The organism is Peribacillus sp. P4_D6, assembly GCF_056401795.1.
In genome coordinates this window covers 1-23,844 of record NZ_JBFUIQ010000061.1, presented here as the reverse complement: position 1 = coordinate 23,844, position 23,844 = coordinate 1, and the positions used below count along the sequence as shown (strand labels likewise).

General features: G+C 41.5%; 24 protein-coding genes and 1 pseudogene. 19 read left to right on the top strand and 6 right to left on the bottom strand.

The features are described 5' to 3' along the window. Together AC1DVB_RS17105 and AC1DVB_RS17100 are read left to right on the top strand one after the other, a co-directional pair. Positions 1 to 1,166, top strand: a 1,166-nt coding sequence (locus tag AC1DVB_RS17105) for a CitMHS family transporter (protein ID WP_477590141.1), incomplete at its 5' end; no start/stop codon positions are given. A gap of 63 nt (positions 1,167 to 1,229) precedes the next feature. Further along, positions 1,230 to 1,376: a hypothetical protein gene (locus tag AC1DVB_RS17100; protein WP_170946924.1), complete on the top strand. Its 147-nt coding sequence runs from the start codon at positions 1,230 to 1,232 to the stop codon at positions 1,374 to 1,376. 76 nt (positions 1,377 to 1,452) lie between these two features. Here the strand turns inward: AC1DVB_RS17100 and yyaC are convergent, their stop codons facing one another. Then, the gene (gene yyaC, locus AC1DVB_RS17095) at positions 1,453 to 2,022 is read right to left on the bottom strand and encodes a spore protease YyaC (RefSeq protein WP_477590138.1); all 570 of its coding nucleotides are present in this window, start codon (positions 2,020 to 2,022) and stop codon (positions 1,453 to 1,455) included. Between the two features lie 224 nt (positions 2,023 to 2,246). Between yyaC and AC1DVB_RS17090 the strand changes: the two genes are divergently transcribed. After that, positions 2,247 to 3,089, top strand: coding sequence for a pentapeptide repeat-containing protein (locus AC1DVB_RS17090; RefSeq protein WP_477590136.1), 843 nt, complete (start codon positions 2,247 to 2,249; stop codon positions 3,087 to 3,089). 529 nt (positions 3,090 to 3,618) lie between these two features. After that, complete coding sequence (locus AC1DVB_RS17085; RefSeq protein WP_477590134.1) at positions 3,619 to 4,356, top strand: MerR family transcriptional regulator; 738 nt, start codon at positions 3,619 to 3,621, stop codon at positions 4,354 to 4,356. Positions 4,357 to 4,438: 82 nt separating this feature from the next. Here the strand turns inward: AC1DVB_RS17085 and AC1DVB_RS17080 are convergent, their stop codons facing one another. Next, complete coding sequence (locus tag AC1DVB_RS17080; protein WP_477590132.1) at positions 4,439 to 4,840, bottom strand: hypothetical protein; 402 nt, start codon at positions 4,838 to 4,840, stop codon at positions 4,439 to 4,441. A gap of 84 nt (positions 4,841 to 4,924) precedes the next feature. On the opposite strand from AC1DVB_RS17080, the gene AC1DVB_RS17075 reads away from it, so the two are divergent. After that, positions 4,925 to 5,347: a UPF0715 family protein gene (locus AC1DVB_RS17075; protein ID WP_477590130.1), complete on the top strand. Its 423-nt coding sequence runs from the start codon at positions 4,925 to 4,927 to the stop codon at positions 5,345 to 5,347. A gap of 31 nt (positions 5,348 to 5,378) precedes the next feature. On the opposite strand, the gene AC1DVB_RS17070 is transcribed toward AC1DVB_RS17075, so the two are convergent. After that, positions 5,379 to 6,059 (bottom strand): copper homeostasis protein CutC, encoded by a 681-nt coding sequence (locus AC1DVB_RS17070; protein WP_477590128.1) that lies wholly within the window; start codon positions 6,057 to 6,059, stop codon positions 5,379 to 5,381. A gap of 217 nt (positions 6,060 to 6,276) precedes the next feature. On the opposite strand from AC1DVB_RS17070, the gene AC1DVB_RS17065 reads away from it, so the two are divergent. The 4 genes from AC1DVB_RS17065 (at position 6,277) to AC1DVB_RS17050 (ending at position 8,569) form a co-directional block, all read left to right on the top strand. After that, positions 6,277 to 6,543, top strand: a complete 267-nt coding sequence (locus tag AC1DVB_RS17065) for a transporter suffix domain-containing protein (protein WP_034309540.1) — start codon at positions 6,277 to 6,279, stop codon at positions 6,541 to 6,543. A gap of 39 nt (positions 6,544 to 6,582) precedes the next feature. Beyond that, the gene (locus AC1DVB_RS17060) at positions 6,583 to 7,209 is read left to right on the top strand and encodes an NUDIX hydrolase (RefSeq protein WP_095679155.1); all 627 of its coding nucleotides are present in this window, start codon (positions 6,583 to 6,585) and stop codon (positions 7,207 to 7,209) included. A gap of 370 nt (positions 7,210 to 7,579) precedes the next feature. Then, the gene (locus tag AC1DVB_RS17055; RefSeq protein WP_052137328.1) at positions 7,580 to 8,041 is read left to right on the top strand and encodes a DUF2690 domain-containing protein; all 462 of its coding nucleotides are present in this window, start codon (positions 7,580 to 7,582) and stop codon (positions 8,039 to 8,041) included. Positions 8,042 to 8,125: 84 nt separating this feature from the next. Beyond that, positions 8,126 to 8,569, top strand: a complete 444-nt coding sequence (locus AC1DVB_RS17050; protein WP_377330719.1) for a DUF2690 domain-containing protein — start codon at positions 8,126 to 8,128, stop codon at positions 8,567 to 8,569. Positions 8,570 to 8,595: 26 nt separating this feature from the next. On the opposite strand, the gene AC1DVB_RS17045 is transcribed toward AC1DVB_RS17050, so the two are convergent. Beyond that, on the bottom strand, positions 8,596 to 9,138 hold the full coding sequence (locus AC1DVB_RS17045) for a methylated-DNA--[protein]-cysteine S-methyltransferase (RefSeq protein WP_057276841.1): 543 nt from the start codon (positions 9,136 to 9,138) through the stop codon (positions 8,596 to 8,598). Continuing rightward, entirely contained in the window at positions 9,128 to 9,724 is a 597-nt protein-coding gene (locus AC1DVB_RS17040) for a bifunctional transcriptional activator/DNA repair enzyme AdaA (protein ID WP_098937267.1), read from the bottom strand. Before AC1DVB_RS17040 ends, AC1DVB_RS17045 begins: the two co-directional genes overlap by 11 nt. A 174-nt stretch (positions 9,725 to 9,898) precedes the next feature. Between AC1DVB_RS17040 and AC1DVB_RS17035 the strand changes: the two genes are divergently transcribed. Then, positions 9,899 to 10,825 (top strand): DNA-3-methyladenine glycosylase family protein, encoded by a 927-nt coding sequence (locus AC1DVB_RS17035; protein WP_477590125.1) that lies wholly within the window; start codon positions 9,899 to 9,901, stop codon positions 10,823 to 10,825. Between the two features lie 343 nt (positions 10,826 to 11,168). After that, a pseudogene (locus AC1DVB_RS17030) lies at positions 11,169 to 11,353 on the top strand (collagen-like protein); the annotation flags it as partial. Positions 11,354 to 11,388: 35 nt separating this feature from the next. On the opposite strand, the gene AC1DVB_RS17025 reads toward AC1DVB_RS17030, so the two are convergent. Continuing rightward, positions 11,389 to 11,745: a hypothetical protein gene (locus AC1DVB_RS17025; RefSeq protein ID WP_057276839.1), complete on the bottom strand. Its 357-nt coding sequence runs from the start codon at positions 11,743 to 11,745 to the stop codon at positions 11,389 to 11,391. 174 nt (positions 11,746 to 11,919) lie between these two features. Between AC1DVB_RS17025 and AC1DVB_RS17020 the strand changes: the two genes are divergently transcribed. From AC1DVB_RS17020 to AC1DVB_RS16985, 8 genes are all read left to right on the top strand, one after another. Next, on the top strand, positions 11,920 to 13,515 hold the full coding sequence (locus AC1DVB_RS17020; protein WP_477590123.1) for an ATP-binding protein: 1,596 nt from the start codon (positions 11,920 to 11,922) through the stop codon (positions 13,513 to 13,515). Beyond that, the gene (locus AC1DVB_RS17015; protein WP_477590121.1) at positions 13,509 to 14,198 is read left to right on the top strand and encodes a response regulator; all 690 of its coding nucleotides are present in this window, start codon (positions 13,509 to 13,511) and stop codon (positions 14,196 to 14,198) included. The genes AC1DVB_RS17020 and AC1DVB_RS17015 overlap by 7 nt, the downstream gene beginning before the upstream one ends. Positions 14,199 to 14,559: 361 nt before the next feature. Beyond that, positions 14,560 to 15,441 (top strand): helix-turn-helix transcriptional regulator, encoded by an 882-nt coding sequence (locus AC1DVB_RS17010; RefSeq protein ID WP_477590119.1) that lies wholly within the window; start codon positions 14,560 to 14,562, stop codon positions 15,439 to 15,441. Between the two features lie 215 nt (positions 15,442 to 15,656). Continuing rightward, complete coding sequence (locus tag AC1DVB_RS17005; protein ID WP_063575383.1) at positions 15,657 to 16,949, top strand: CitMHS family transporter; 1,293 nt, start codon at positions 15,657 to 15,659, stop codon at positions 16,947 to 16,949. Positions 16,950 to 17,151: 202 nt separating this feature from the next. Beyond that, positions 17,152 to 19,095, top strand: coding sequence for a PTS mannitol transporter subunit IICBA (locus tag AC1DVB_RS17000; protein ID WP_106026088.1), 1,944 nt, complete (start codon positions 17,152 to 17,154; stop codon positions 19,093 to 19,095). Between the two features lie 86 nt (positions 19,096 to 19,181). Beyond that, entirely contained in the window at positions 19,182 to 21,272 is a 2,091-nt protein-coding gene (locus tag AC1DVB_RS16995; RefSeq protein ID WP_477590117.1) for a BglG family transcription antiterminator, read from the top strand. A 5-nt stretch (positions 21,273 to 21,277) separates the two neighbouring features. Beyond that, complete coding sequence (locus AC1DVB_RS16990) at positions 21,278 to 22,420, top strand: mannitol-1-phosphate 5-dehydrogenase (RefSeq protein ID WP_477590115.1); 1,143 nt, start codon at positions 21,278 to 21,280, stop codon at positions 22,418 to 22,420. 599 nt (positions 22,421 to 23,019) lie between these two features. Beyond that, positions 23,020 to 23,844 (top strand): ABC transporter substrate-binding protein (locus AC1DVB_RS16985; protein WP_477590113.1); only part of this gene is annotated, 825 nt, incomplete at its 3' end.

Below are 23,844 nucleotides of genomic sequence, written 5' to 3'. Positions count from 1 at the left end.
GACCCATGATGCAGGAGGGTGTTGAAGGGATAGCTTCAACTGCCATAATGATTTTGTTTGCGATTTTATATTTTGGAATAATGATAGATTCCGGTTTATTTGATCCGCTTATTTCTAAAATATTGAAAATAGTAAAAGGAGATCCTTTAAAAATAGTTGTAGGAACCGCTATTCTCTCAATGACCGTCGCATTGGATGGGGACGGGACAACTACTTACATCATTACTGTCTCAGCGCTTTTACCCCTTTATAAGCGTCTGGGCATGAACAAAATCATATTAGCCACTGTAGCGATGCTATCCATGGGTGTAATGAATATGACACCATGGGGGGGAGCTTCCGCCATGGCGATGGCATCGTTGAACCTTGACGCATCGGAATTGTTCTTGCCAATGATTCCTGTCATGGGATTTGGCCTGATTTGGGTTCTTGTCGTGGCTTTTATATTGGGAAAAGGGGAACGAAAGAGATTGGGCGTAGTGGAGATCCAGCATAGTCACACAAACTCGGAGGCCAATTCCGAGTTAGCGGCAACAACGGTTTCCCGTGATTATCGCAGGCCGAAATTGGTCTGGTTCAACTTCATTTTAACGATTGTGCTCATGGCATCATTAATCATTGATTTTATGTCTTTGACCATTTTATTCATGATTGCTTTCGCCATCGCGTTATTGGTCAATTATCCTGATTTGAAAGATCAGCAGGATAGAATCGCCGTTCATTCGAAAAATGCATTGGCCGTCGTTTCAATTGTCATTGCAGCCGGGATTTTTACCGGCATCATGTCTGGAACGAAAATGATTGATGCAATGGCCATTACGTTGGTCTCTTTTATCCCGGAATCTTTCGGACCATTTTTACCGGTTATTGTTGCGTTTGCCAGTGCTCCTTTTACTTTCTTTATGTCAAATAATGCATTCTATTTTGGCGTACTTCCCATTATCGCACAAGCCGCTGATGCTTATGGAATTAGCGCGGCAGAAATAGGGCGCGCTTCATTAATAGGGCAGCCGATACACGTATTGAGTCCTTTGGTAGCTGCAGCACATTTGCTAATAGGTTTAGTTGGCACTGACTTCGGTGATTTACAGCGGTTTGCCGTGAAATGGGCATTAGGGACTGTCACGGTCATGACAATAGCGGCGATAATCTTGGGAGTCATTTAGTAAAAAGAATGGTTACTCTATCGTGCAGATTTGCAAATCGATATTTTATAATGGAGGATTTCAATGTGGATCATCACACTCTATAAAAGCAGAGATATTGTAATGTATGAATTTGAAACAGAACAAGCAGCAAGGGACGTTTTCTGTAATATTCAGGGCAATAAGATTCTTTCAGAAGTTATTTACTTTAATGATCCAGGTTTAGCATGATGATAGCAATGTCCTTCAAGACTATGCATTTCATTGTTTACCCCGAAAAAGCTTAGGCTTTATTGGGGTTTTCCTATTATTTTAAACTTTTAACAATGATTCTTGTGGTAATCTTCGCCAGATTCATGACAGTATCCAGTCTTGTTTCATTTAGAGATTGTTTGGGCAAAAGGGGATCTAAATAATTTACGACGGCCTTTAGGTGATAATCACCCAATTCAGGTAAGGATTTATTCATCGCCTCACCAGGGTTAAAAGGGCCTTTTGTCAGAATGATAGAACCGATTTGATGATAACCGCCCAAACAAGCATCGATGCCAAAAATAAAGGGATTTTTGAATTGCTTTTTTATTTCTTTCAAAACACTTTTCAAATTAAGGGCGTGAACAGGTTCTGCGAGTGTTCCGAAGACATGATAAGGGACTTGGTTTTCTCTTAGCATCGTCCCTACTAAAGGCCCGAATGAATCTCCGGTGGATCTATCTGAGCCAATACATAAAAAGATGATCTCTTTTGACGTTGACCGAAGAACTCCTGCGATCCGAAAAGATATTTCGTCCATTTCTCCTTCTGTATCCAACGTGTAGTTGCAATCCTGCATTTCTTTTTTTGTCTCCCCATTTTTCCTGCCACCAAAAGGATACATGCCTACACCCCCTAGAGTACCGTAATCTTGAATAAAGTATAACATGATTATGGAAATCACTTGCTTCCCTCTAATGATTAATTTCAAATTTCTTGTTTATTTGTATTTTGTTAATATATAGATTAATTGGTTTTTTTGATAAAATGAAAACAAAAAAATATACTGTATGAAACTTTTGATTTTAAAAAAGGCAGAGCCAGTGTTTTATAGAAGGAAGTGTAAGAATGCAAGTAACGAATAACGATAGTATCCATAATCATTTACGTGCAGACTGTGAGAATTGTTTTGGTTTGTGCTGTGTAGCTTTGCCTTATGCAAAATCTGCTGATTTTGCATTTGATAAAGATGGAGGTACACCTTGTTCAAACCTGCAATCGGATTATCGTTGCGGCATCCATGGAAATCTCAGAGCAAAAGGATTTAGGGGCTGCACGGTATATGAATGCTTCGGTGCCGGTCAAAAGGTATCCCAGCTTACCTATGATGGAAACGACTGGAGGGACAACCCCGCATCAGCAAAGGAAATGTTTGAAGTTTTTCYAATTATGCAACAACTGCATGAAATGCTTTGCTACTTAAATGAAGCACTTAATTTAGAAGATGCCCAACCTCTTCACCGAGAATTGCAGGCCGCTTTTGAAGACACGGAATATCTCACTAAACAAAGTCCAAAGTCTATCATGGACCTGAATGTACCAGCTCATAGAACGATCGTTAACGATTTACTCCTGCGCACAAGTGAAATGGTACGTGCAAAGGTTTCAATTAAGAAAAATAAGAAAAAGCCGAACAAAATAGGTAGGGGAAGTGACCTGATCGGTGCAAAATTGAGAGGTGCAGACCTTAGGGGAGCGAACTTAAGAGGGGCTTTGCTTATTGCATCCGACCTCAGGGAAGCCGACATGAGAGTGACGGACTTGATCGGTGCAGACTTTAGGGACGCTGATTTAAGCGGTGCCGATCTCACCGGCAGTTTCTTCATCACACAAGCACAGATTAACTCGGCTAAAGGCGACACGAAGACAAAATTACCGCATCCATTAAGCATTCCCGATCATTGGAGGTAGAAGAATGTTTCATTCATGAGTAAAGCCCAAACTCACGAGTAAAGGCGTGAAATTCACGAGTAAAAGCGCGAAACTTACGAGTAAATGCGTGAAATTCACGAGTAAAAGCGCGAAACTCACGAGTAAAAGCGTGAAACTCACGAGTAAAAGCGTAAAACTCACGAGTAAAAGCGCGAAACTCGCGAGTAAAAGCGTGAAACTCACGAGTAAAGCCCAAATTCACGAGTAAAAGTGCCAAACTCGCGAGTAAAAGCGTAAAACTCGCGAGTAAAAGCGTAAAACTCGCGAGTAAAAGCGTAAAACTTACGAGTAATGGGAAATTTACTACATAGTGCATGAACATCAATAGCGGACAAGTAAATTGGATTGGGCTTTAATCCGAAGCTTTACAAAGAGAGAACTCTCCCACAGCGATTCTTCATTAGGAAGGATCGTCTTTTACATTTGGGCGGGAAATTTTCATTTTTCCTTTGACTCTGACGTTGCGTGATACCTTAATGTAATTGATATCGAAAGGAGGTAAGAAGCAGTGGCAATGAAAGTGAAGGAGCTAGCCGATTTGGTTGGCATTAGTGTGCGGACACTGCATTATTATGATGAAATCGGGTTATTATCGCCGGAGGAAATAACCGATGCAGGTTATCGCCTTTATTCGAATGATAATCTTGAGATGTTGCAGCAAATCCTGTTTTTCAGGGAACTTGGCATGCCATTAAAGGAAATAAAACAAATGGTAAACAGCTCTTCGTTTGATAAACAAGATGCGTTAAAGCAACATCAAAAAATGTTACTGGAGAAACGCAGTCAGCTCGATAAATTGATTAAGACGGTCGATAAATCGATTAAGCATATGAAAGGGGAAATTCAGATGACGAATAAAGAGAAATTTGAAGGGTTTGACTTCAGTCAGAATCCATATGAAGATGAAGCTCGCAAGCTTTGGGGGGATAAAGCTGTCGATGAGTCGAAGGTTAAAGTGGCGGGCATGTCTAAAGATGCACAGAAAGTTGTATCGGAGATCTATTTAAAACTTGCGGCAATCCGAGATGCTTCGCCTAAGTCGGAAGAGGCACAAGAGGCCATTAAAGAATGGTATGATTGTTTGAACAATAACTTCGGCACATACACGCTGGATGCTTTCAAAGGGTTGGGTCAAATGTACGTGGACGATCAACGCTTCACCAAAAATATCGATCAATACGGTGAAGGATTGGCAAAATTCATGTGTGATGCGATGGGGCATTTTGCGGATGCTAACAAAAATTAAATCTCGAGATTGAGAAATACATGAAGGAAGGCTGCTCCGGCAACCTTCTTTTTTGGGAGCTGGATATGGCAATAGCCGACCCCTATGGTCTATACCCGTATGAAAAATTGAATATGAATATGGAAAGTAAAAAAACGGCCAAAGATGGAATGAAACTAATTAGCACCCATCCCTTCGCTTCCTTACTTTTCACACTTGTGAACCATTTAAAATAAATGTACAGGAGAATGATTAAAAAGGACCATAAATAATAACCAGTCATCGTGTCAACCCAGGCTGAATTTTTATCCCAGTAGGCGTCAGGCACAGGAGTGATATTTTCATACCGTTCATCAATTTTATTTTTTGTGGTAATGAAGATATAGGAAATGACAGAGTAATAAACGACAATGGCGGCTTTTACCAACCAGGGTATGAATCTATTGGAAAGGACGATTATAAAGATGATGGCCAGAAACACGAATAATTCGATATATAGCTCCAAATAAAAACACCTCTATTTTATATAGTATAATGATTATGTAAAAATTCCCATTATATTATGGTAGACTGCGAGGTATTGGTTAAAATGGAACTTTGGAAAGTCAGTCAAAAGGTTTCGGAGCTAAGCGATTTGATTCCTTATTATTTTTTTAGTCTAGTTTCTTCCTGTCTGTCGCTTTCGACGGTATTGGTTGTATTCAGCCTGGATACCTGGGGGGTGATTGGCATTATCGTGTTTTCTTTTTATGTCGTCATCCCTTATTTATTATTTGCTGTTCCGGTACAGGTCCTTTTCAATAAACATCCTAAAAAATTCAGTGTAATCTATTTTTGCCTTTATATTTTTTTCTCTTTGCCGGCCGTATTCATTTATAGTTCGGTGCTTAATTTTGACTTCAGCATGGATATTTTGACTACAAAGAATTACTATGCAAGCAGCCTTTTAGCGGCACTGTTTTTTTGGTTTTGGGATTCGGTCTTTTTACAAAAAAAAAGCTCTGCATCATAAAAAGGGACCGGTTAAATGGTCCCTTCCAACATTATTTCTTTAGCAAGTTTACGATTTCTTTAGCTTTTTCTAATGTAACTCCTTCGATGATACTGTTGTTTTTTCGAACAGCCGTACCGAAATGATAGTGACCGGTATGCAGTTCGGAATGGATAGAAAGGATATTATCCTTATTCAATCCGCTTCCAACCAGTATGGCTATGTCRCCGCAGACTCTTTTCATTTGTTGAATCGTTTTCATGCGGCTAGGGAAATCCCCATGCCCGCCTGAGGTCAATATCGTAGTGATTTCTGAATAATTTGCTAGCATTTCAGCTGAAATGACAGGGTCGTGCGTATCATCGATGGCTCGGTGGAATGTAATCTCCAAACCTTCACATACGGTCAATAGTTCTTCGAGGTATGGTCGATTGATTTCATTTTTTTCATTTAATGCACCTAATACGACCCCGTTCGCTCCCAGTGATCGAATGATTTGGATATCTTTTTTCATGATTTCCAAATCCTTTTGCGTATAGCAAAAAGATTGGCTATGAGGCCTTACCATCACGTTGACTGGTATCTTCACTGAATTGACGACAGCTTCTATCAGGGCGTGGCTTGGAGTTAATCCACCCTCGGCTAAAGAACTGACAAGCTCGATTCGGTCTGCTCCCGATTCTTCGATTATAAGGGCATCTTCTATCGTTGTGGCAATGAATTCAATGTACATTGGATTTTCCTTTCCTGCATGCAAGTGTTATATGAATATTAAATCCATTAAAAATCGCAAAGTCAATTCATTAATAGTTTTCCTCAAATGGAATATCTTTATTTCTCAAATTTATGAAACGAAATGAACATTCAAACGTATAAAAAAAGAATACATTCAATGGTATATTTGTTCGGCGGGGTAATTAAATGAAAATATCATGACGGAGGTTATTTAATTGGATAAAGAAAGTAAGGAAATAAAGAAATCGAGATTTTACAAAGTAGGGATGGGGTTCCTTATCATTTCCCTTCTCACTTGGATCATTCCTGTCGCGGCTCCTTTTACGCCATTTTCGACTGCGGTTAAGGCTGGGGTCATAACAGGTGCGATTGTCTTTGCGGAAGTGATGTTTTGGGCAGGTGCGCTTTTGGTCGGGAAAGAAGTGGCCGCTAAATATAAAGGCTATTTAAACCCGAAAAATTGGAGAAAAGAAAAAGGCTGAAGCTGTTTTTTATAAAAAAGGGCTGGGAGTGAAGCTCAAATGGAAACTGAGTTGTTGAAAGTTTTCGATTCCAATCGCATTCAAACCGGTGTGGCTTCGCGAGAGGAAGTACATAGATTGGGACATTGGCATGAGGTTTTCCATTGCTGGTTCGCAAGTTCGGAAGCGGGCGTGGATTACCTATATCTTCAGCATCGTTGTGCGATGAAAAAAGATTATCCGAATCTATGGGATATTACGGCTGCCGGCCATTTACTGGCACATGAAACGGTATACGACGGAGTAAGGGAGATTAAAGAAGAGCTAGGCATTGACGTTTCCTTTGACGAGTTGGTTCCATTAGGGATTATTGAATACCATCAAACGAAAGAAGGTTTCATCGACAAAGAACTGGCAAACGTCTTTCTATATGAACGTGCACATAGCTTCGATGATTTCACCCTGCAGCCAGAAGAGGTTTCCGGGATGGTGAAGGTTGTGCTGACTGACTTCGAAGAGCTTTGGACCGAAGCGAAGGACAAAGTGAATATTAAGGGCTTTGAAATGAATCACGAAGGCCGCAGGATGATGATCGATCGATTTGTTGGACGGAATGAGTTCGTTCCGCATGATCGTTCCTATTATGATAACATCATTAGATTGATCAGAGAAAACCTCGCTAATTGAATTTAAAGCCCTGACAAAACGATTCGAGTTTTGTCGGGGCTTTTCTTTTTTCTTGAAAAAAACATTAAGTATATCGACCTGTATCTTTCCCGATCAACAGCAGCCTATTGGCTCGTTTTGTCCCAGCTTGATACGCATAAGTTCTTAGTTACCTTATTTTATCCTGAATGGCTCATAGGGATAATGACTTTGTCTCTGTGATGATTCAGCTGATAAAGCAAGACATACCAGACTGTAATGATGATGCCAGGCTGCAACGTAAAGGCGGGGATGTAGTTTTTCATGAACTAGGGAATTTATCACTTGTAAGAATATTACAAAATTGTAAGATGAACAGTGTATAAATTTTGTTAAGGGGATGAGTGAAATAATGAAAAAAATGGTTTTATGCATTTCATTTTTTGTAGCTTCTTTAGTCCTTTTTGGCTCCCTTGATTCTTTTGCGAACAAAGCTTCAGCCGAAACACACACCTATGATGGAAAAAGTCCTTACTATAATAGTTGTGCGAATAGCGCTGTCACGAAGAAGTCGGTGAAAATTTATGCCAATGGCGGTTCTGCCAATTTGGAGTTGAAATTCAGCACTGTCTGTAAAACCGCCTGGGCGAAGATCACTCTAAGCAGACCGGCTAAAGCAGATGGTGAGGCAACGGCATTGGTTGTCCGCAATACTGATAATAAACAATTCAGCTGTGCATCTCCCGGAGGAAATGGTGAAATAAATAAAGGTCAAACGTCATGCTATACACCGATGGTATATGATTTAGATCCGCGTAAAGCAAAAGCGGTAGCCTTTTGGCCATATACAGCAGGTGAAACCGACTGGTATTAATGAAAAAAGAAAAACCTTCATCTATATTTTTGCAAAGAAAGGATGAATGAATTGAATAAAAAGCTTAAAATGATAGGTTTATCCATGGTGATGACACTGTCGATGTTTATTTTCGACTTTGGATTTGGAAAAAATCAAGCACTGGCCGAAACACACACCTATGATGGAAAAAGTCCATACTATAATAGTTGTGCAAATTCGGCGGTAACGAAGGATAAAAAATGGATCGATTCCAATTCATACGTAGAATTGAAATACAGCACTGTGTGTAAAACCGCCTGGGCAAAAGTGACCGTAACACGCCCCGCCGTATACAATCATGAAGCGGATGCCAGAATCGTCCGAAGTACTGATGGTAAGGCCTATACATGCTCAAGTTCCGGGGGCAATGGTGTTGTGAATATCGGGCAGACCTCATGCTATACACCAATGGTATATGATTATGACCCGCGCAAAGCACAGGCCCAAGGGATCCATGCGATTCCAAATAGTGATGCCTATAATAAAGCGGTGACTATTTGGTACTAAAAACAAAAAACGCAAAAAAAGCATCCTTATAGCCGGATGCTTTTTTTGCGGTCAGATTGTGCTTCCAATTGAAGTAGATATCGTTTCATCTCCGTACCTCCACGGTAGCCGGTAATGGCCCCGTTTTTTCCGATAACCCGGTGACATGGCACCGTGATCAGAATTGGGTTGGCGCCAATGGCCGTACCAACCGCCCGAACAGCTGCAGGTCTTTGGATGATTTGGGCAATATCGGAATAGGAACAGGTTTGTCCATAGGGTATTTGATTCAGCGCTGCCCAAATTTCTTGTTGAAAGGGCGTACCTTTTACATCTGCGGGAAGGGAGAAAGTCTGCCTGGTTCCTTCGAAATATTCTTGTAGTTCTTTTAGATAGGGATTTAATGCTTTTTCATTTTCAACAAGGTTCGCATTTGGAAAGCGTTTTTGCATCATGGACTTCAGTTCTTCATACGTTTGACCGGGAGAGCCTACATAGCAAAGCCCTTTTTCCGTCCTGGCCACATATAATTGCCACTTATCATAATGCAATATGGCCCATTCAATGGTTTGTTTTTTATCATTCTTCATTTTCTTCACGCTCCAAAGCTTGAGTTTTGAGATAAGCATTCCTATATCCTGAAGGGGTATTCCCCATTTTCCTTTTGAATAACGTCATGAAATAGGGTGTACTGGAGAACCCGGCAGCGAAGCCTATTTCAGTTATAGGCAGTTCGGAGGTTTCCAGCAGCCTCGCCGCTTTTTCAAGGCGAAGCCGCTGAATGTATTCAGTGGGCGATATTCCCTTCACTCGCTTGAATGTTCGTTGTAAATGATACGGGCTGCCGTGGGAAATATCCGCCAATTTGTTCAAAGTGAGGGGTTCGCTGTAATGGGTGTCGATCCATTCGGCTATTTGTTCAACCCATTCTTCTGTCGGCACATTCAGTCCTTCCGGTTTACATCGTTTACAAGGCCGGAACTCCTCTTCCAAAGCCATCATGGCATTTTTGAAGATCTTCACGTTTTCCTTATTAGGCACCCTTGATTTACAGGAGGGCCTGCAAAAGATGCCTGTCGTAATTACCCCGTATAAAAAATGATCATCATATGCTGCATCACAATCTATAATAGCTTTCCAATATTCATTCGGGAAATCTGCTTTTTTCGGATTCACTACATTCACCTCTCCATTTAGTATACAAGAAAGGGTTGATATACAAACATTTTGATAATATAAAAGCAAGATAACGTAATTGTTCAATAAATTTTGTTAAAATTAGGGAGTTCAATGAAAGAGCAAGATAACGTATCGGTTTCTCATTAGAATAAAGCTAAAGGAGGGAGCAGGATGAAAGAGTCAATATCAAATGATGAAGGCATGATGGAATTGAGGATCCATGCACCAAAAGAGTTTCGTTTTTCGGAAAATCTTAAATACTTATCAAGATCCTCCAATGAATGTCTGTTCGATATTGTTGATCAAAAAATTTATCGAGCACTTGTTGTCGAAAACGAGACGCTTTTAGTAGAAATCAGTGCGATGAATGAAACGGAGCTGACCGTCCGTTTCCCAGGACGAACTGCACCGGTGGATAATCAGGTAAAGGATGCTGTTTGCCAATACGTTCGTCACTGGTTCGATCTTGAGACAAATCTGCTTCCTTTTTATGAATTGGCCCAAAAGGACCCTTTATTGCAAAAGCCGGTAAGCCAATTCTTCGGCTTGAGAAATATGGGCATCCCTGATTTATTTGAAGCGATTGCCTGGGGAATACTTGGTCAGCAGATTAACTTGACTTATGCCTATACCTTGAAACGGAGGCTTGTGGAGGGATTTGGTGAATATGTTGAATTTCAAGGAAAGCAATATTGGCTGTTTCCGACACCTGATGCAATCGCGAAATTGACCGTCGAAGATTTTGCCGATTTGAGGATGACGGTAAAGAAGTGTGAATATTTAATAGGTGTTGCTCAACTGATTGCAGAAGGGGAACTTACTAAAGAAAAGCTGTTGAATGCAAAGGATGTAAAAGAGGCTGAAAAAATGCTGACCAACATACGGGGAATCGGTCCGTGGACAGCGAACTATGTCTTGATGCGCTGTTTGCGTTTTCCAGCAGCCTTTCCCATCGATGACGTCGGGCTGCATAATTCCATGAAACTGCTCATGCAAACAGAAGCAAAACCAACGAAAGCGGAAATCCTGAAACTATCGGAAGCGTGGGCTGATTGGGAATCCTATGCAACCTTCTATTTATGGAGATTGCTATATTGAATCCCGGGATAAAACTGCAGGTAACGTCGATATATCTCTATTCGGAGATAAACAGTAGAATTCGTTGATATATCTCTATATTCGGAGATAAAACAATAAATTTCGTTGATATATCTCCATATTCGGAGATAAAACTATAAATTACGACGATATATCTCTATATTCGGAGATAAAACAATAAATTTCGTCGATATATGTCCATATTCGGAGATAAACAGTAGAATTCGTTGATATATCTCCATATTCGGAGATAAACAGTAGAATTCGTTGATATATCTCCATATTCGGAGATAAAACTATAAATTACGTCGAGATAAAACTGCAAATAACGTCGATTTAAGCATTTGCGATAGATCCGGGTGCGATTTCGTTTTGTCTGTTTTTATATAACTAAACAATGGTGCGCGTTTCTGGTATTACCCCATCTTCGTCGGTCCGCGTTCTGTTGCCGGCTTCAGGTGGAATGGCAGGTTCTGGACGATTTTTGGCATCGATACAAGACAAATCAATTCATTTACCTGTTTTTGAAAAAATGCTCAAAGGAAATGTTTCCTTTGAGCATTTTATGTTTCTGATTGTTTTGCTTTCTTCCAATACGAAAAGGTATGGTAGCAAGACAGAAGCAGCACTATCCAAAGAAAAACATTATTAAGAGAAATGCCTATCGTTGATCGTCCCCCTAAAGCGGTCAACATTCCGACTAAGGAAAGGAGATACAAGGTGGAAAACAACTGCTCCTTGAACTTCGCACCATGATCGGCGTGACGATCTTTCTTAAATAGGATACTGAGAAATAATCCTATCATAACGCCAAGAAGCACCTCAGGTGAAATGATATCAGAAAGAAAGAAGACTGGGAAAAAATCATAAATCAGCAAAAGGGTGAGGATGATCATATAAATCATTTGAAAAGGATTCAATTCAGCACTTCCTTTTTTGTTAAATTATACCTTGTTTTGTTGCTTAAATCCTTTCATTTTTGAATGTGGCTAAATAAACGGCCAACAATGTTCAATATTTAATAGAAATGGTAAAATCATTATGCTCCTATAAAAATTAGTGAATGAAAATGAAAATAGAGGATGCTGTTGAATATGAGGAAAGTATCGCTGGAAACCAAGATTCTCGGGTTAGTCTTATCGTTGAGCCTGTTTTTGATCCTGTTATTGACGACTACTTTTTCCTATATGGAAGGAAGGCAAATAGCGAAGGATAAAGGTCAATTGGCGTTGGAGCTTTCAAAGACGATTAGCTTCATGCCTACCGTTACAGAGGCTTTTGAGACGGATGATCCCGCTGGCATCATCCAGCCGATTGCCGAAAAGATCCGCAGGGAAACAGGTGCTGAGTTCATCGTTGTGGGGAATGCAGAGGGAATTCGCTATTCCCATCCGCTGGCTTCCGAAATTGGGAAGCGGATGKAAGGCGGGGATAATAGCAGGGCCATTCAGGAAGGCGAATATTATGTCTCCGAAGCGGCAGGATCACTCGGTCTTTCCATTCGGGGGAAGTCACCGGTATTCAATGAGGATGGAAAAATAATTGGAATCGTCTCCGTCGGTTTTTTGGTGGACGATGTCCGCGCCCAAATTTTCAAGGATTTGTCCAAGGAGATGATTGTATCTTTAGTGGCCATCATGATCTCGATCATTGGCAGTTATATGCTGGCAAGGAGCATACGTAAAGATACACTGGGGCTGGAACCATTTGAAATCGCCAATTTATATAAAGAAAAAAATGCAGTGCTTCAATCGGTGAAAGAAGGGATTCTGGCCATTGACCAAAATGGGCTGATTACCTCGATGAATCAGCCGGCAAAAAAATTGCTGGATATTAAAGAGTCCGTTCGCCATTTGAACGTCGATGGCCTTTTTCCTTCGAAATATTTATTCGAGGTGCTAAAGTCCGGTGAACCGCAAGTGGATAAGGAGATTTCATGGGAAGACAAATCCGTTATCGTCAATTGTACGCCGATTTTCGATAGTGAAGGGGTAAGCGGTGTTGTCGCTTCGTTCCGTGATCGAACGGAAATTGAGGAAATGGTCAACACACTATCGGAAGTGAAGATGCATTCAGAGGATTTAAGGGCACAAACCCATGAATTCACCAATAAACTATACGTCCTTTCAGGTTTGATACAATTAGGGGAATACGATGAAGCAATCGATATGATTCAAAGCGAAACATCCGAATTGCATTCCCTGAACCGTGTCGTGTTCGAACAGATAAAGGATACAAAGGTACAAGCCCTGTTACTTGGCAAGATCGGGAAAGCATCGGAGAAGAAGATCATCTTCGAAATAGATGCACAAAGTTACCTGGAGAAACTGCCGGATCATATAAAACTGTCACAACTAACATTGATTCTAGGAAACATTATCGATAATGCACTTGAAGCGGTTTCAAGCATGGAGGAGCCGCTCGTGAAATTTTTCGCCACAGATATCGGAAATGATATGGTATTTGAAGTGAGTGATAACGGAAAAGGAATACCTGAGGATGCCATCGCCCATATTTTCGATAKGGGTTTCACTTCGAAAAACAGCGGAAGTCCGAGTGGTTATGGACTTTYGAATGCTGATCATGTCGTAAAAGAGCTCGGCGGAATCATCGAAGTTCAAAGCGAAGATGGGAACACCATATTCACCGTTTATCTTCCTAAAGAACAGCGAGGAGGGAAAGAATGCTGAAGATAAGATCAGTCATTGCAGAGGATGATTTTCGTGTAGCGGATATCCATGAAAAATTCTTGAAAAACTTTGATGAAATAGAAGTGGTCGGAAAAGCTGTCAATGCCAAAAAAACGCTTCGGATTTTGGAACAAAAAAGCCCGGATTTGCTTTTGCTTGATGTTTATATGCCAGATCAGCTTGGTACAGACCTCCTTCCGGACATACGGAAAAAATTCCCGAATGTGGATATCATCATGATTACCGCGGCAACGGATAAAGAACAGCTGGAAAAGGCGCTTCACTATGGTGTTGAGAATTATTTAATTAAACCAGTGGAGATGAAGCGTTTCAACCAAGTTATCGAAGAGTATCTGAAGAAAGTCCATCTGATGAAATCCCAACAAGAGATAGACCAGGATTTTGTGGATCTCATTTTGAAAAAGGGTTCATCCGTATCGGAATCGAACGATGGACAGGCCCTGCCGAAAGGGGTCGACGAAATCACTTTGGCGAAGGTGATCGAGGTACTCGAAGGAAGCGATATCGGTTTGTCGGCTGAGCAAGTGAGCGGACAGATCGGTGCTTCCAGGACAACCGCGAGACGATACCTGGAATACTTGATATCCGTTAAGAAATGTAAAGCGGAAGTCGTATATGGGGTAGTGGGGAGACCTGAGCGAAGATATTATAAAATTCAATAGAATTAAGTGAGAGACACCTTCAAGATTGAAGGTGTCTTTTTTAGGCTGTTATCACATACTTTGTTGCTATTTACCAGGTAGTGAGTTGTGGTTGATTTCCCCTCCAGATGCTCGCTTTCCTTGGTGCGGGCGGTGAGCCTCCTCGGCGTAAACGCCTGTGGTTTCTCACCTGTCCCGCCGCTCCCGCAGGAGTCTCGCACTTCCGCTCCAATCAACCTTAAATAGTTTCGTTTTAAAAACAACAATCTTTACGAAAAGTGCCTTTTTTTATGATGCATCGTTTGAAGGATTATGAAAAAAGCAATATATGTCAAAAAACCGATATGTTAATCTGTTATCCTTTTCTTAAGGAGGCTCGGAAATGAGATATAGCCCCATCATCCAAAAAACGATTGAATATATAGAGAATAGCTTACAAGACGAATTATCCTTGGAGAACATCGCAAGGTTCGCAGGTTTTTCGAAGTTTCATTATCATCGTATTTTTCACAAGGAGGTTGGTGTGACCGTATCGGAATATATTCGATATCGAAGAATTGCCAATGCAGCTAACATGCTGCTTTATACCGATGAAAAAATAATCGATATTGCTTTATATTACCGCTTTGAAACACAGGAATCCTTTACTCGTTCATTCAAGAAATATTATGACCTGCCGCCAGGGCAATATCGGAAACTCGTAAGTAAACTAACCTTGCAAAAGGAGGAAATGACGATGAAAAACGAACAATTATTAAAAGGCTGGAATTTAAGCGGGAGTCATCCATTCAATTATCAAATGGGAATTGACCGGGAGACATTCCATAAAGGCCAGGCATCAGGATTCCTGAAATCCGTCACTGCCGAATCCAAGGAGGAATTTGCTACGATGATGCAGCAATTCAAGGCGGAAAATTACCTTGGTAAAAGAATGAAACTGTCGGGTTTTTTAAAATCAAAAGGTGTTGATGGATTTTGTGGTTTATGGATGAGGGTGGATAATGCGCTCCAGGATGTTTTGCAATTCGACAATATGGGGAATCGGCCCATCGTCAACGATACGGAATGGAACCATTATTATATTATCCTGGATGTGCCCGAAAACAGTGCCATCATTTCATTCGGGGTCCTTCTTTCAGGGCGCGGCCAAGTATGGATCGATGAACTGGAATTCGAGGAAGTCAGTATCGATACACCAACGACCAATATAGATTACGGCTGTGACCTTTTGGACGGACCGGAAAATTTATCATTTGAAGAATAAATGTGCGGAACATTTGCTTGAATATTCGCTTATTTCCTTAGAGAACGCGCCATTCAACCCGGGGAATGGCGTTCGGTTCCTCCTCGAAAAAACGCTTCCGTGAACACAATGAACACAATTAACAAAATAATTTTAAAAAACAATAAATTGAGAAYGCTTACAAATGAAGCGGTTTCATATACACTTTATCTTATTAGAAGATAGGAGTGATAGATATGCTCGCTTTATTAGGATACTTGATGATAGTAGTGTTTATGATTTTAATTATGACAGGGCGACTTTCAGCCATGATAGCTTTGATTGCAGTACCAAGTGCCTTTGCACTTATTGGCGGGTTTGGCGGTAAAATGGGTGAGATGGCGCTGGAAGGGATCAAAGACGTTGCGCCAACGGGAATCATGATTTTATTTGCGATCCTTTTCTTTGGCATTTTGATTGATGCTGGGGTTTTTGACCCGATCATCAATACGATTCTTAAGGTTGTAAAAGGAGATCCGGTGAAAATTGCCATCGGCACGGCAGTCTTGGCCTTGCTGATTTCCTTGGATGGAGATGGAACGACCACATATATGATAACGATTTCAGCCATGCTTCCGCTATATAAACGGATTGGAATGAGACCGCTAGTATTGGCCGGCATTGCCGTTTCGTCATCTGGAGTCATGAACCTTCTTCCTTGGGGAGGCCCTACAGCACGAGTGATGACCGCTTTAAAACTTGAAATGTCCGATGTGTTCACACCCGTCATTCCAGCGATGATTGGCGGAGTCCTATTCGTCCTTTTCATGGCATACTGCCTGGGTAAAAAAGAAAGAAAGAGAATCGGGATCATTGAGGTCGATTATCATGCTGTGGCACAGCACGCGGCTGCAACGGAAGATGCTTATCTAAAACGGCCTAAAATGATCATATTCAATTACGCATTGACTCTTACACTGCTGGTTGCGCTGATCATGGAACTTATGCCTTCAGCGGTTCTGTTCATGGTAGGTTTCGCGATTGCCATTACGGTAAACTATCCGAAACTCAGTGATCAGAAAGAACGTGTAGCAAACTATGCGGACAATGCTTTATCCGTCATTTCGATGATTTTTGCAGCAGGTGTTTTCACTGGGATCCTTGCCGGCACGGAGATGGTCGATGCCATGGCAAACTCTTTGATTCAGCATATTCCAGATCAAATGGGCGCACATTTTGCTGTCATTACAGCCATCATCTCAGCACCATTTACGTTCTTCATGTCTAATGACGCATTTTATTATGGGGTTCTCCCATTACTTGCTAAAGCGGGAGCTGCTTATGGAATTGACCCTGCCCTGATCGGCAGAGCTTCACTATTGGGGCTTCCCGTCCATCTATTAAGCCCGCTTGTTCCATCTACCTATCTATTGGTTGGAATGGTAGGGGAAGATTTCGGTGCCTTGCAGCGCACTTTCCTGAAATGGGCATGCGGATCGACGCTTGTCATGATAGTGGTTTGTGTCCTATTGGGAATCATCCCGCTATAAAGCTTTAAAGAGTCCCGTTCGCCACGATGCGAACGGGACTCTTTTCTGTCTGCATCAAGCGCTGAATAAATCTGGAAAAGTGAGATACATTATGTTTGTCTTCTCTTTCGCGACAAAGTTAGCTTTTTCTTTTATTGAATGAGGGATGTACGTACCTTAAGATTAAAGAAAACAATATTAATAAGAAGGGAAGAGAGCAAAAATGGCTCACTTTAATATAAAAGTTGCAGTTCAAAAGTTCGGTAACTTTCTAAGTTCAATGGTCATGCCGAATATATCAGCTTTCATAGCATGGGGGCTAATCACTGCCCTATTCATCCCATCTGGTTTCCTGCCAAATGAAAGCCTTGCCAAAATGGTTACACCGATGGTTACGTTTTTATTGCCGCTTTTAATTGGGTATACGGGCGGTAAGCTAATCCATGACCACCGCGGAGGCGTAGTCGGTGCCATTGCGACAATGGGCGTCATCGTCGGATCTGACATCCCGATGTTCCTTGGAGCCATGATAATGGGACCGTTCGGCGGTTATGTCATCAAGAAATTCGATCAATTGATTGAAGGGAAAATAAAAGCCGGTTTTGAAATGCTTGTTAATAATTTTTCGGCGGGGATTATTGGCGGCTTATTGTCCATTCTATCCTTCTTGGCCATCGGGCCTGCTGTTGACGTATTTACAGGCTGGCTTGTAGCAGGAGTCGATTGGCTTGTCGGTACAGGTTTACTGCCGTTGACAAGTATCCTGATCGAGCCTGCCAAGGTCTTGTTCTTGAACAATGCCATCAATCATGGTGTACTATCACCAATTGGTGTAGAGCAAGTCAAACAAACAGGGGCTTCCATCCTGTTCCTTCTGGAATCGAATCCAGGACCAGGTATCGGCGTACTCCTTGCTTATTGCTTTTTTGGAAAGGGAACGGCGAAGAAATCGGCGCCAGGAGCTGCCATCATTCATTTCTTCGGCGGGATCCATGAAATTTATTTCCCTTATATCCTAATGAAGCCGATGTTATTCTTAGCCGTCATTCTTGGTGGCATGAGTGGAGTTTTCACTTTGGTCCTACTGGGCGGAGGATTGTTCGCTCCAGCTTCTCCAGGCAGCATACTTGCCATTACAGCGGTAACTCCGCATAATGCAGGTGCATATATTGCTAACTTTGCAGGCGTCATCGTAGCCGCCCTTGTTTCATTCATCGTCGGTGCATTCATCCTGAAAACAGGAAAGCAATCTGAAGAAAATATTGAAGATGCCGCGAAAAAAATGCAAGAAATGAAAGGCAAGAAAAGCTCTGTTGCCGATGTATTCGCTTCAGAGCCGGGAACGATGCCAACAAACGTCAGCAAAATAATTTTTGCCTGTGATGCCGGAATGGGATCAAGTGCGATGGGGGCTTCGCTGCTTCGCAAGAAGGTGAAGGAAGCCGGATTGAATATCACTGTTACAAATACGGCGATCTCAAACATTCCTGCTGATGCACAAATCGTCATTACACAGGAGGAGTTAACTCCAAGGGCACAGAATAAAGTTCCGAATGCCTATCATGTATCCGTCGATAATTTCCTATCGAGCCCTGAATACGATTCATTGCTTGCACGGCTTCAGGATGACGGTACAGATGAGCTACATGAAATCGTCGAAGATGCTGAAGAGAAGGTTCCCGGTGTTCGTGAACATTCAATCGAACCTGGCATCGACGAGGATGAGCCGGAAGGTAATGAATTGCTTCGTGAAGAAAATGTCTTCCTTAATCAACAATTCGCCAATAAGGAAGAAGCGATCCGCTTTGCGGGAAGAGCTTTGGTCAATGCAGGTTACGTTAAGGAAAGCTATATTGAAGCGATGATAGCCCGTGATGAATTGACTTCAACCTATATGGGGAACGATGTAGCCATTCCGCACGGAACCGAGGAAGCTAAGAAAGATGTCCTTAAATCCGGATTTACCGTTTTACAAATTCCTGATGGTGTCGACTTTGACGGCCAAAAGGCACGATTGATATTCGGCATTGCCGGCAAGGACGGGACACATCTAGAAATTCTATCTGGCATTGCAGTTACATGCTCTGACATGGAGAATATTGAAAAGATGGTTAAAGCCACATCAGCCAGGGAATTGATGGATATTATAAATGTAGAAAATAATTAAATACTCTTAACCAAGAATAGAAAAGCGTWATACGCTTTTCTATTCAGTATTTTCTCGTGTTACTCCACCAGAAATGAGTTGGTAGCATGTATATTACTTCAAGGGAAAAATCAATCATAGAATTGATCATAAAAACTTCAGGAAAACATACAGCCTTATCCATTGCGACACAATTGAATGTTAGTGTCCGGACGGTTCAACGCGATCTGAAGTCCATAGAAAAAATCCTGCAATCCTTCGAGTTGCATTTAACACGCAATACACATGAGGGACTGTCCATCGACGGGAAGAATGAACAAGTCTTTCGGCTTGTACAGCACCTGATGGGCAATCATCCGATCGATCAAACGCCACAAGAAAGAAAACTGCATCTTCTTTTAGCTTTACTGCAGGAAGAATCATATAAAACCCAAGTTCTTGCGGGGGATCTCGGTATAAGCATTACTACTCTTACAACCTATTTGGACGAACTGACCGAATGGTTAAAGAATTTTAATATCGTGATTACCAGAAAAAGGGGAGTCGGAATAGAGCTTGCCGGCACCGAAGAAAATAAACGGAAAGCCCAGGCAGCCTATTTCTTGCACTTCTTTAATGAAGAGCTGATTGAAAGTTTATTTTTGCTGCAAGAAGGGAAATTTCCAGAAGCGAAAATCCTCGACTATTTCGATCCCGAGTATCTTCTGGCTATCGACGGGGTGCTGAACTCAACTTTTAACAGTGCCCACTCCCGATTGGCGGATAGCGGGTATATAGGGTTAATTGTACATATTTATGTAACCCTGCAAAGGAATGAAAGCCAATATTTTTTGGAGAAGGATTTCAATAAAATAAGCGAACTTTCCGATGAGACTAATCTCATGAATAAAATAGGCAAGGAACTCAGCGCCATGCTGGAAGTCTCTTTTACCATCGATGATATAAGCTACCTTGCAGCCATCCTTAAAGGCTCCAAGCTTCATGCGGCGGATGCCGTTCCCTATGACAGTGTATTGCTTGGCCAGCTGATAAGAAACCTGATAAAAGATGTTTCGGCACAACTGCAAATCGATTTGACCAAGGATTTCCCATTGTATCAGGGGCTCCTCGCCCATATGGAACCATCGCTTTTCCGGATCAAACAGGAAATGGGATTGTACAACCCCTTAACCGAAGATATTAAGCGAAAGTATCCGGTTCTCTTTTTGGCAGTGAAGACCAGTCTGGAAAAGGGATTCAAAGAAATAAAAGAATTTCCTGAAGATGAAATAGCCTTCATCGTCCTTCATTTCGGATCTGCATTAGTGCTGCGGGAGGAAGAAATATCAATAAGGGCACTCATCGTCTGCCCGACAGGTATCGGTACGTCGAAGATGCTTGCAAGCCGGATCAAAAAGGAAATCATCGAAATCGAGACTGTAGAAATCAAGACCATCAAAGACATCCAGCAGCAGAGCAGCCTGAAAAACTATGATGTGATCATTTCTACCGTCCGGCTTCCGTATATCGATAGTGATTATATCCTTGTATCCCCTCTTTTGAGTGAAGAGAATATTTTGAACATCAGGAATTATTTAAGGAAGAATATCGAAAACTTCACGAAGAATAAGCGTTATGGCATTCAGTCAGCCGATAAGGATACCGTGACCAAAAAAGACGATGGCGAACTGAAAGAATTGCTGCAGGAATTGAAAGATGCCCAGCAGAGCATCGAGTCGATCATGGATAATTTCCGGTTTTATCGGCTGCCGCATCTGAAAGAACATCCAGAAATCATCGAAGAAATGGTGAGGATGGCTGAAACGGAAGAACTGCTAATGGGTGCGGATGATGTGGTCGGATCCTTGAAGGAACGGGAAAAAAAGGGCGGTTTAGGCATTCCGGGCACGGGGATGGGCCTTTTCCATACGAGACATAAGAATGTAAAAGAACTGATATTCCAGGTGGCTCACCTAGAGGAATATCGTCTCGTCAAAGGTATGGACGGCAATGACGTCCATATGAAAAATTTACTGCTGATGCTGGCACCTGAAGAATTGAGTGTGAAGCAGCAGGAAATCGTCAGCTTAATAAGTTCAAGCTTAATTGAAAGCAATGAATCCATCATGATTTTTTCATCTTCGGACGAAGAAATGATTAGAAGAAGGCTGGAAGCCATATTTTTGGATTATTTATATACTAACTTGATAAAGGGATGATTGTAATGAAACAAGCAGTACATTTCGGTGCAGGAAACATTGGAAGAGGATTTATCGGAGCACTTTTTTCACAATCTGGATATCATGTGACATTTGTAGATATAGCTGATCAAATCATCGATCAGTTAAATGATAAAAAGCAATATCAAGTCAAACTGGCCACTGATCAACAAGAATCAGTCACTGTGAAAAATGTTTCGGGATTAAACAGTTTAAAGCAGGAAGAGGAAGTCATTAAAGCAATTTCCGAAGCAACCTACCTCACCACTGCTATCGGTCCCAATATTTTGCCTCATATCGCTCCTTTAATTGCAAAAGGATTGGCATCAAGAGTGAAGGAAAACGATGAAAAACTATATGTGATCGCTTGCGAAAACCAAATATCGGCAACAGACCTTTTAGAAGGCTACATTCTGGAAAACCTGGATCAAGCCACAAAGGAAAAACTAGTCGATAAAGTCTACTTCTTTAACTCAGCAGTCGATCGCATCGTTCCTATCCAAAATAACGAAGGATCACTTGATGTTTTGGTGGAACCTTATTATGAATGGGTCGTTGAAACGAAGGAAAGCATACCTGCCGTTGAAGGGATGACCATTGTAAAAGAACTCGCCCCATTCATTGAGAGAAAACTATTTACCGTTAATACAGGACATGCCGTCATTGCTTACCTCGGTTATCTCAAAAATAAAAAATCAACGATTGACCAGTCATTGGAAGACGCAGGCATTGTGGAGCAAGTCAAGAAAACCCTAGGGGAAACGGGTGCCTATTTAATAAAACAATACGGTTTGGATGCAGGTGAGCATCAGCAGTATATCGAAAAAATCATTAATCGTTTTAAAAACTCCTACCTGAATGACTCGGTGAATAGAGTCGGACGTTCACCGCTGCGTAAACTCGGGCCAAACGACCGTCTCGTGCGCCCTGCCATAGAAGCACAGAAAGCCGGACTTTCCTATACTAATCTGGCGAAAGCGATAGCGGCCGCTTTACTCTTTGATTTTAACGAAGATGAAGAAGCCCTTAAACTGCAAACGATGATCAAAGAACACGGTGTAGCTTCAGCACTTAAGGAAGTTAGCGGATTGGACGAGAATAGCGAAATCACCGAAGAAGTCATCAACCACTACAACAACTTGAAATAAAAGCCGAAGAACTCCTGAAATCCTTTTTCAGGAGTTTTTTACTTAATCAAAAAGCCAATCATCGAAGGAACTGGCATCCGATAATAAAACTCAAAAAAACCTTGTAAACAGTAATCATTACGTTTTATAATGAAAGACAATCAAGACAAGAGAGAGTATTTTTAAAGTATAAATCGTAATCATTTTGATTTATTAGACAAAAAGCACTGAAAGAATGGATTGAAAAAGGGGGATTCGTGCAATAAATAGAGAATTTGGTGCACTTTTTAATAATTTGGTCCTATTGCAAGAGATTTAGAGCTGTTAATCAAGGGTTTAGAGCAAATACTCACGAATTTGAAGCAATACTCGTGAATTTGGAGGATTTACTCGTGAGTTTAGAGCAAATACTCGTGAATTTGGAGCAAATACTCGTGAGTTTAGCACAAATACTCGTGAATGGATGTTTTCTCTCGAGGAGGATTACATAGTTTGATTTCGGATAAGCATTCGGCGATGTGTTACGTCGTTTGATGATGGTAAAGCCGCAACCTAAATCGTAATCAATACGATTTTAAAACAGTCAATAAAAATAGTTGAGGTAATGGAGGAAATATATCGTGTTCAGAAAATGTAAATTGATTTTTATTGTATGTTTATCAGTCTTTCTTTTGGCTGCTTGTTCCACCGAGTCTGCGAAGGATCAAGCGGGAGGGAAGAAGGAAGTGAACTTGCTTTTTAATTTTGCGACTAGCTCGCTTGATCCGAATGTTGATACTAGTTATGTGTCGCTTAGGGCTGGCATCACTGAGACATTGGTGCATCTCAATGATAAGGATTTGACCATCGAACCTTGGCTGGCGAAGAGCTGGGATAGCAAGGATGGTCAATTATGGAATTTTGAGTTAAGGGAGGGTGTGACGTTTCAGAATGGAAAGCCGATGGATGGCAAAGCGGTGAAGGCTTCCTTGGAGAGGGCGATGAAAGATAGTCCGGCGATCAAGAATGCTTTGCGGATTGAGTCGATTGAAGCGGACGGGAATGCGCTGACCATTAAGACGGTGGTTCCTTTTCCTGAGTTTCCTTCTGAATTGGTTCATCCAAATACATCGATTATTGATGTGAAGGAAAGTGACTATATAAACAAGCCGATAGGAACCGGGCCATTTGCCGTTTCGAAATTCATACCAGGTACGGCTGTTGATTTAATCCGATATGAGTCTTACTGGGATGGAGCCGCAAAGCTTGAGAGAGCCAGGTTTTCGTTTAATGAAGATGCCAATGCACGGTCTCTTGCCCTTGAATCGGGAGACGCTGATATTGTTTTCCGTCCGGAAGTGGAAAGCTTGGAAAATTTAGAGGCGAAAGATGGTGTGAAGGTTGAATCGACATCGACTTTCCGCGTACATCAAATGACGATGAATTTGGAACGTAAAGCATTGCAG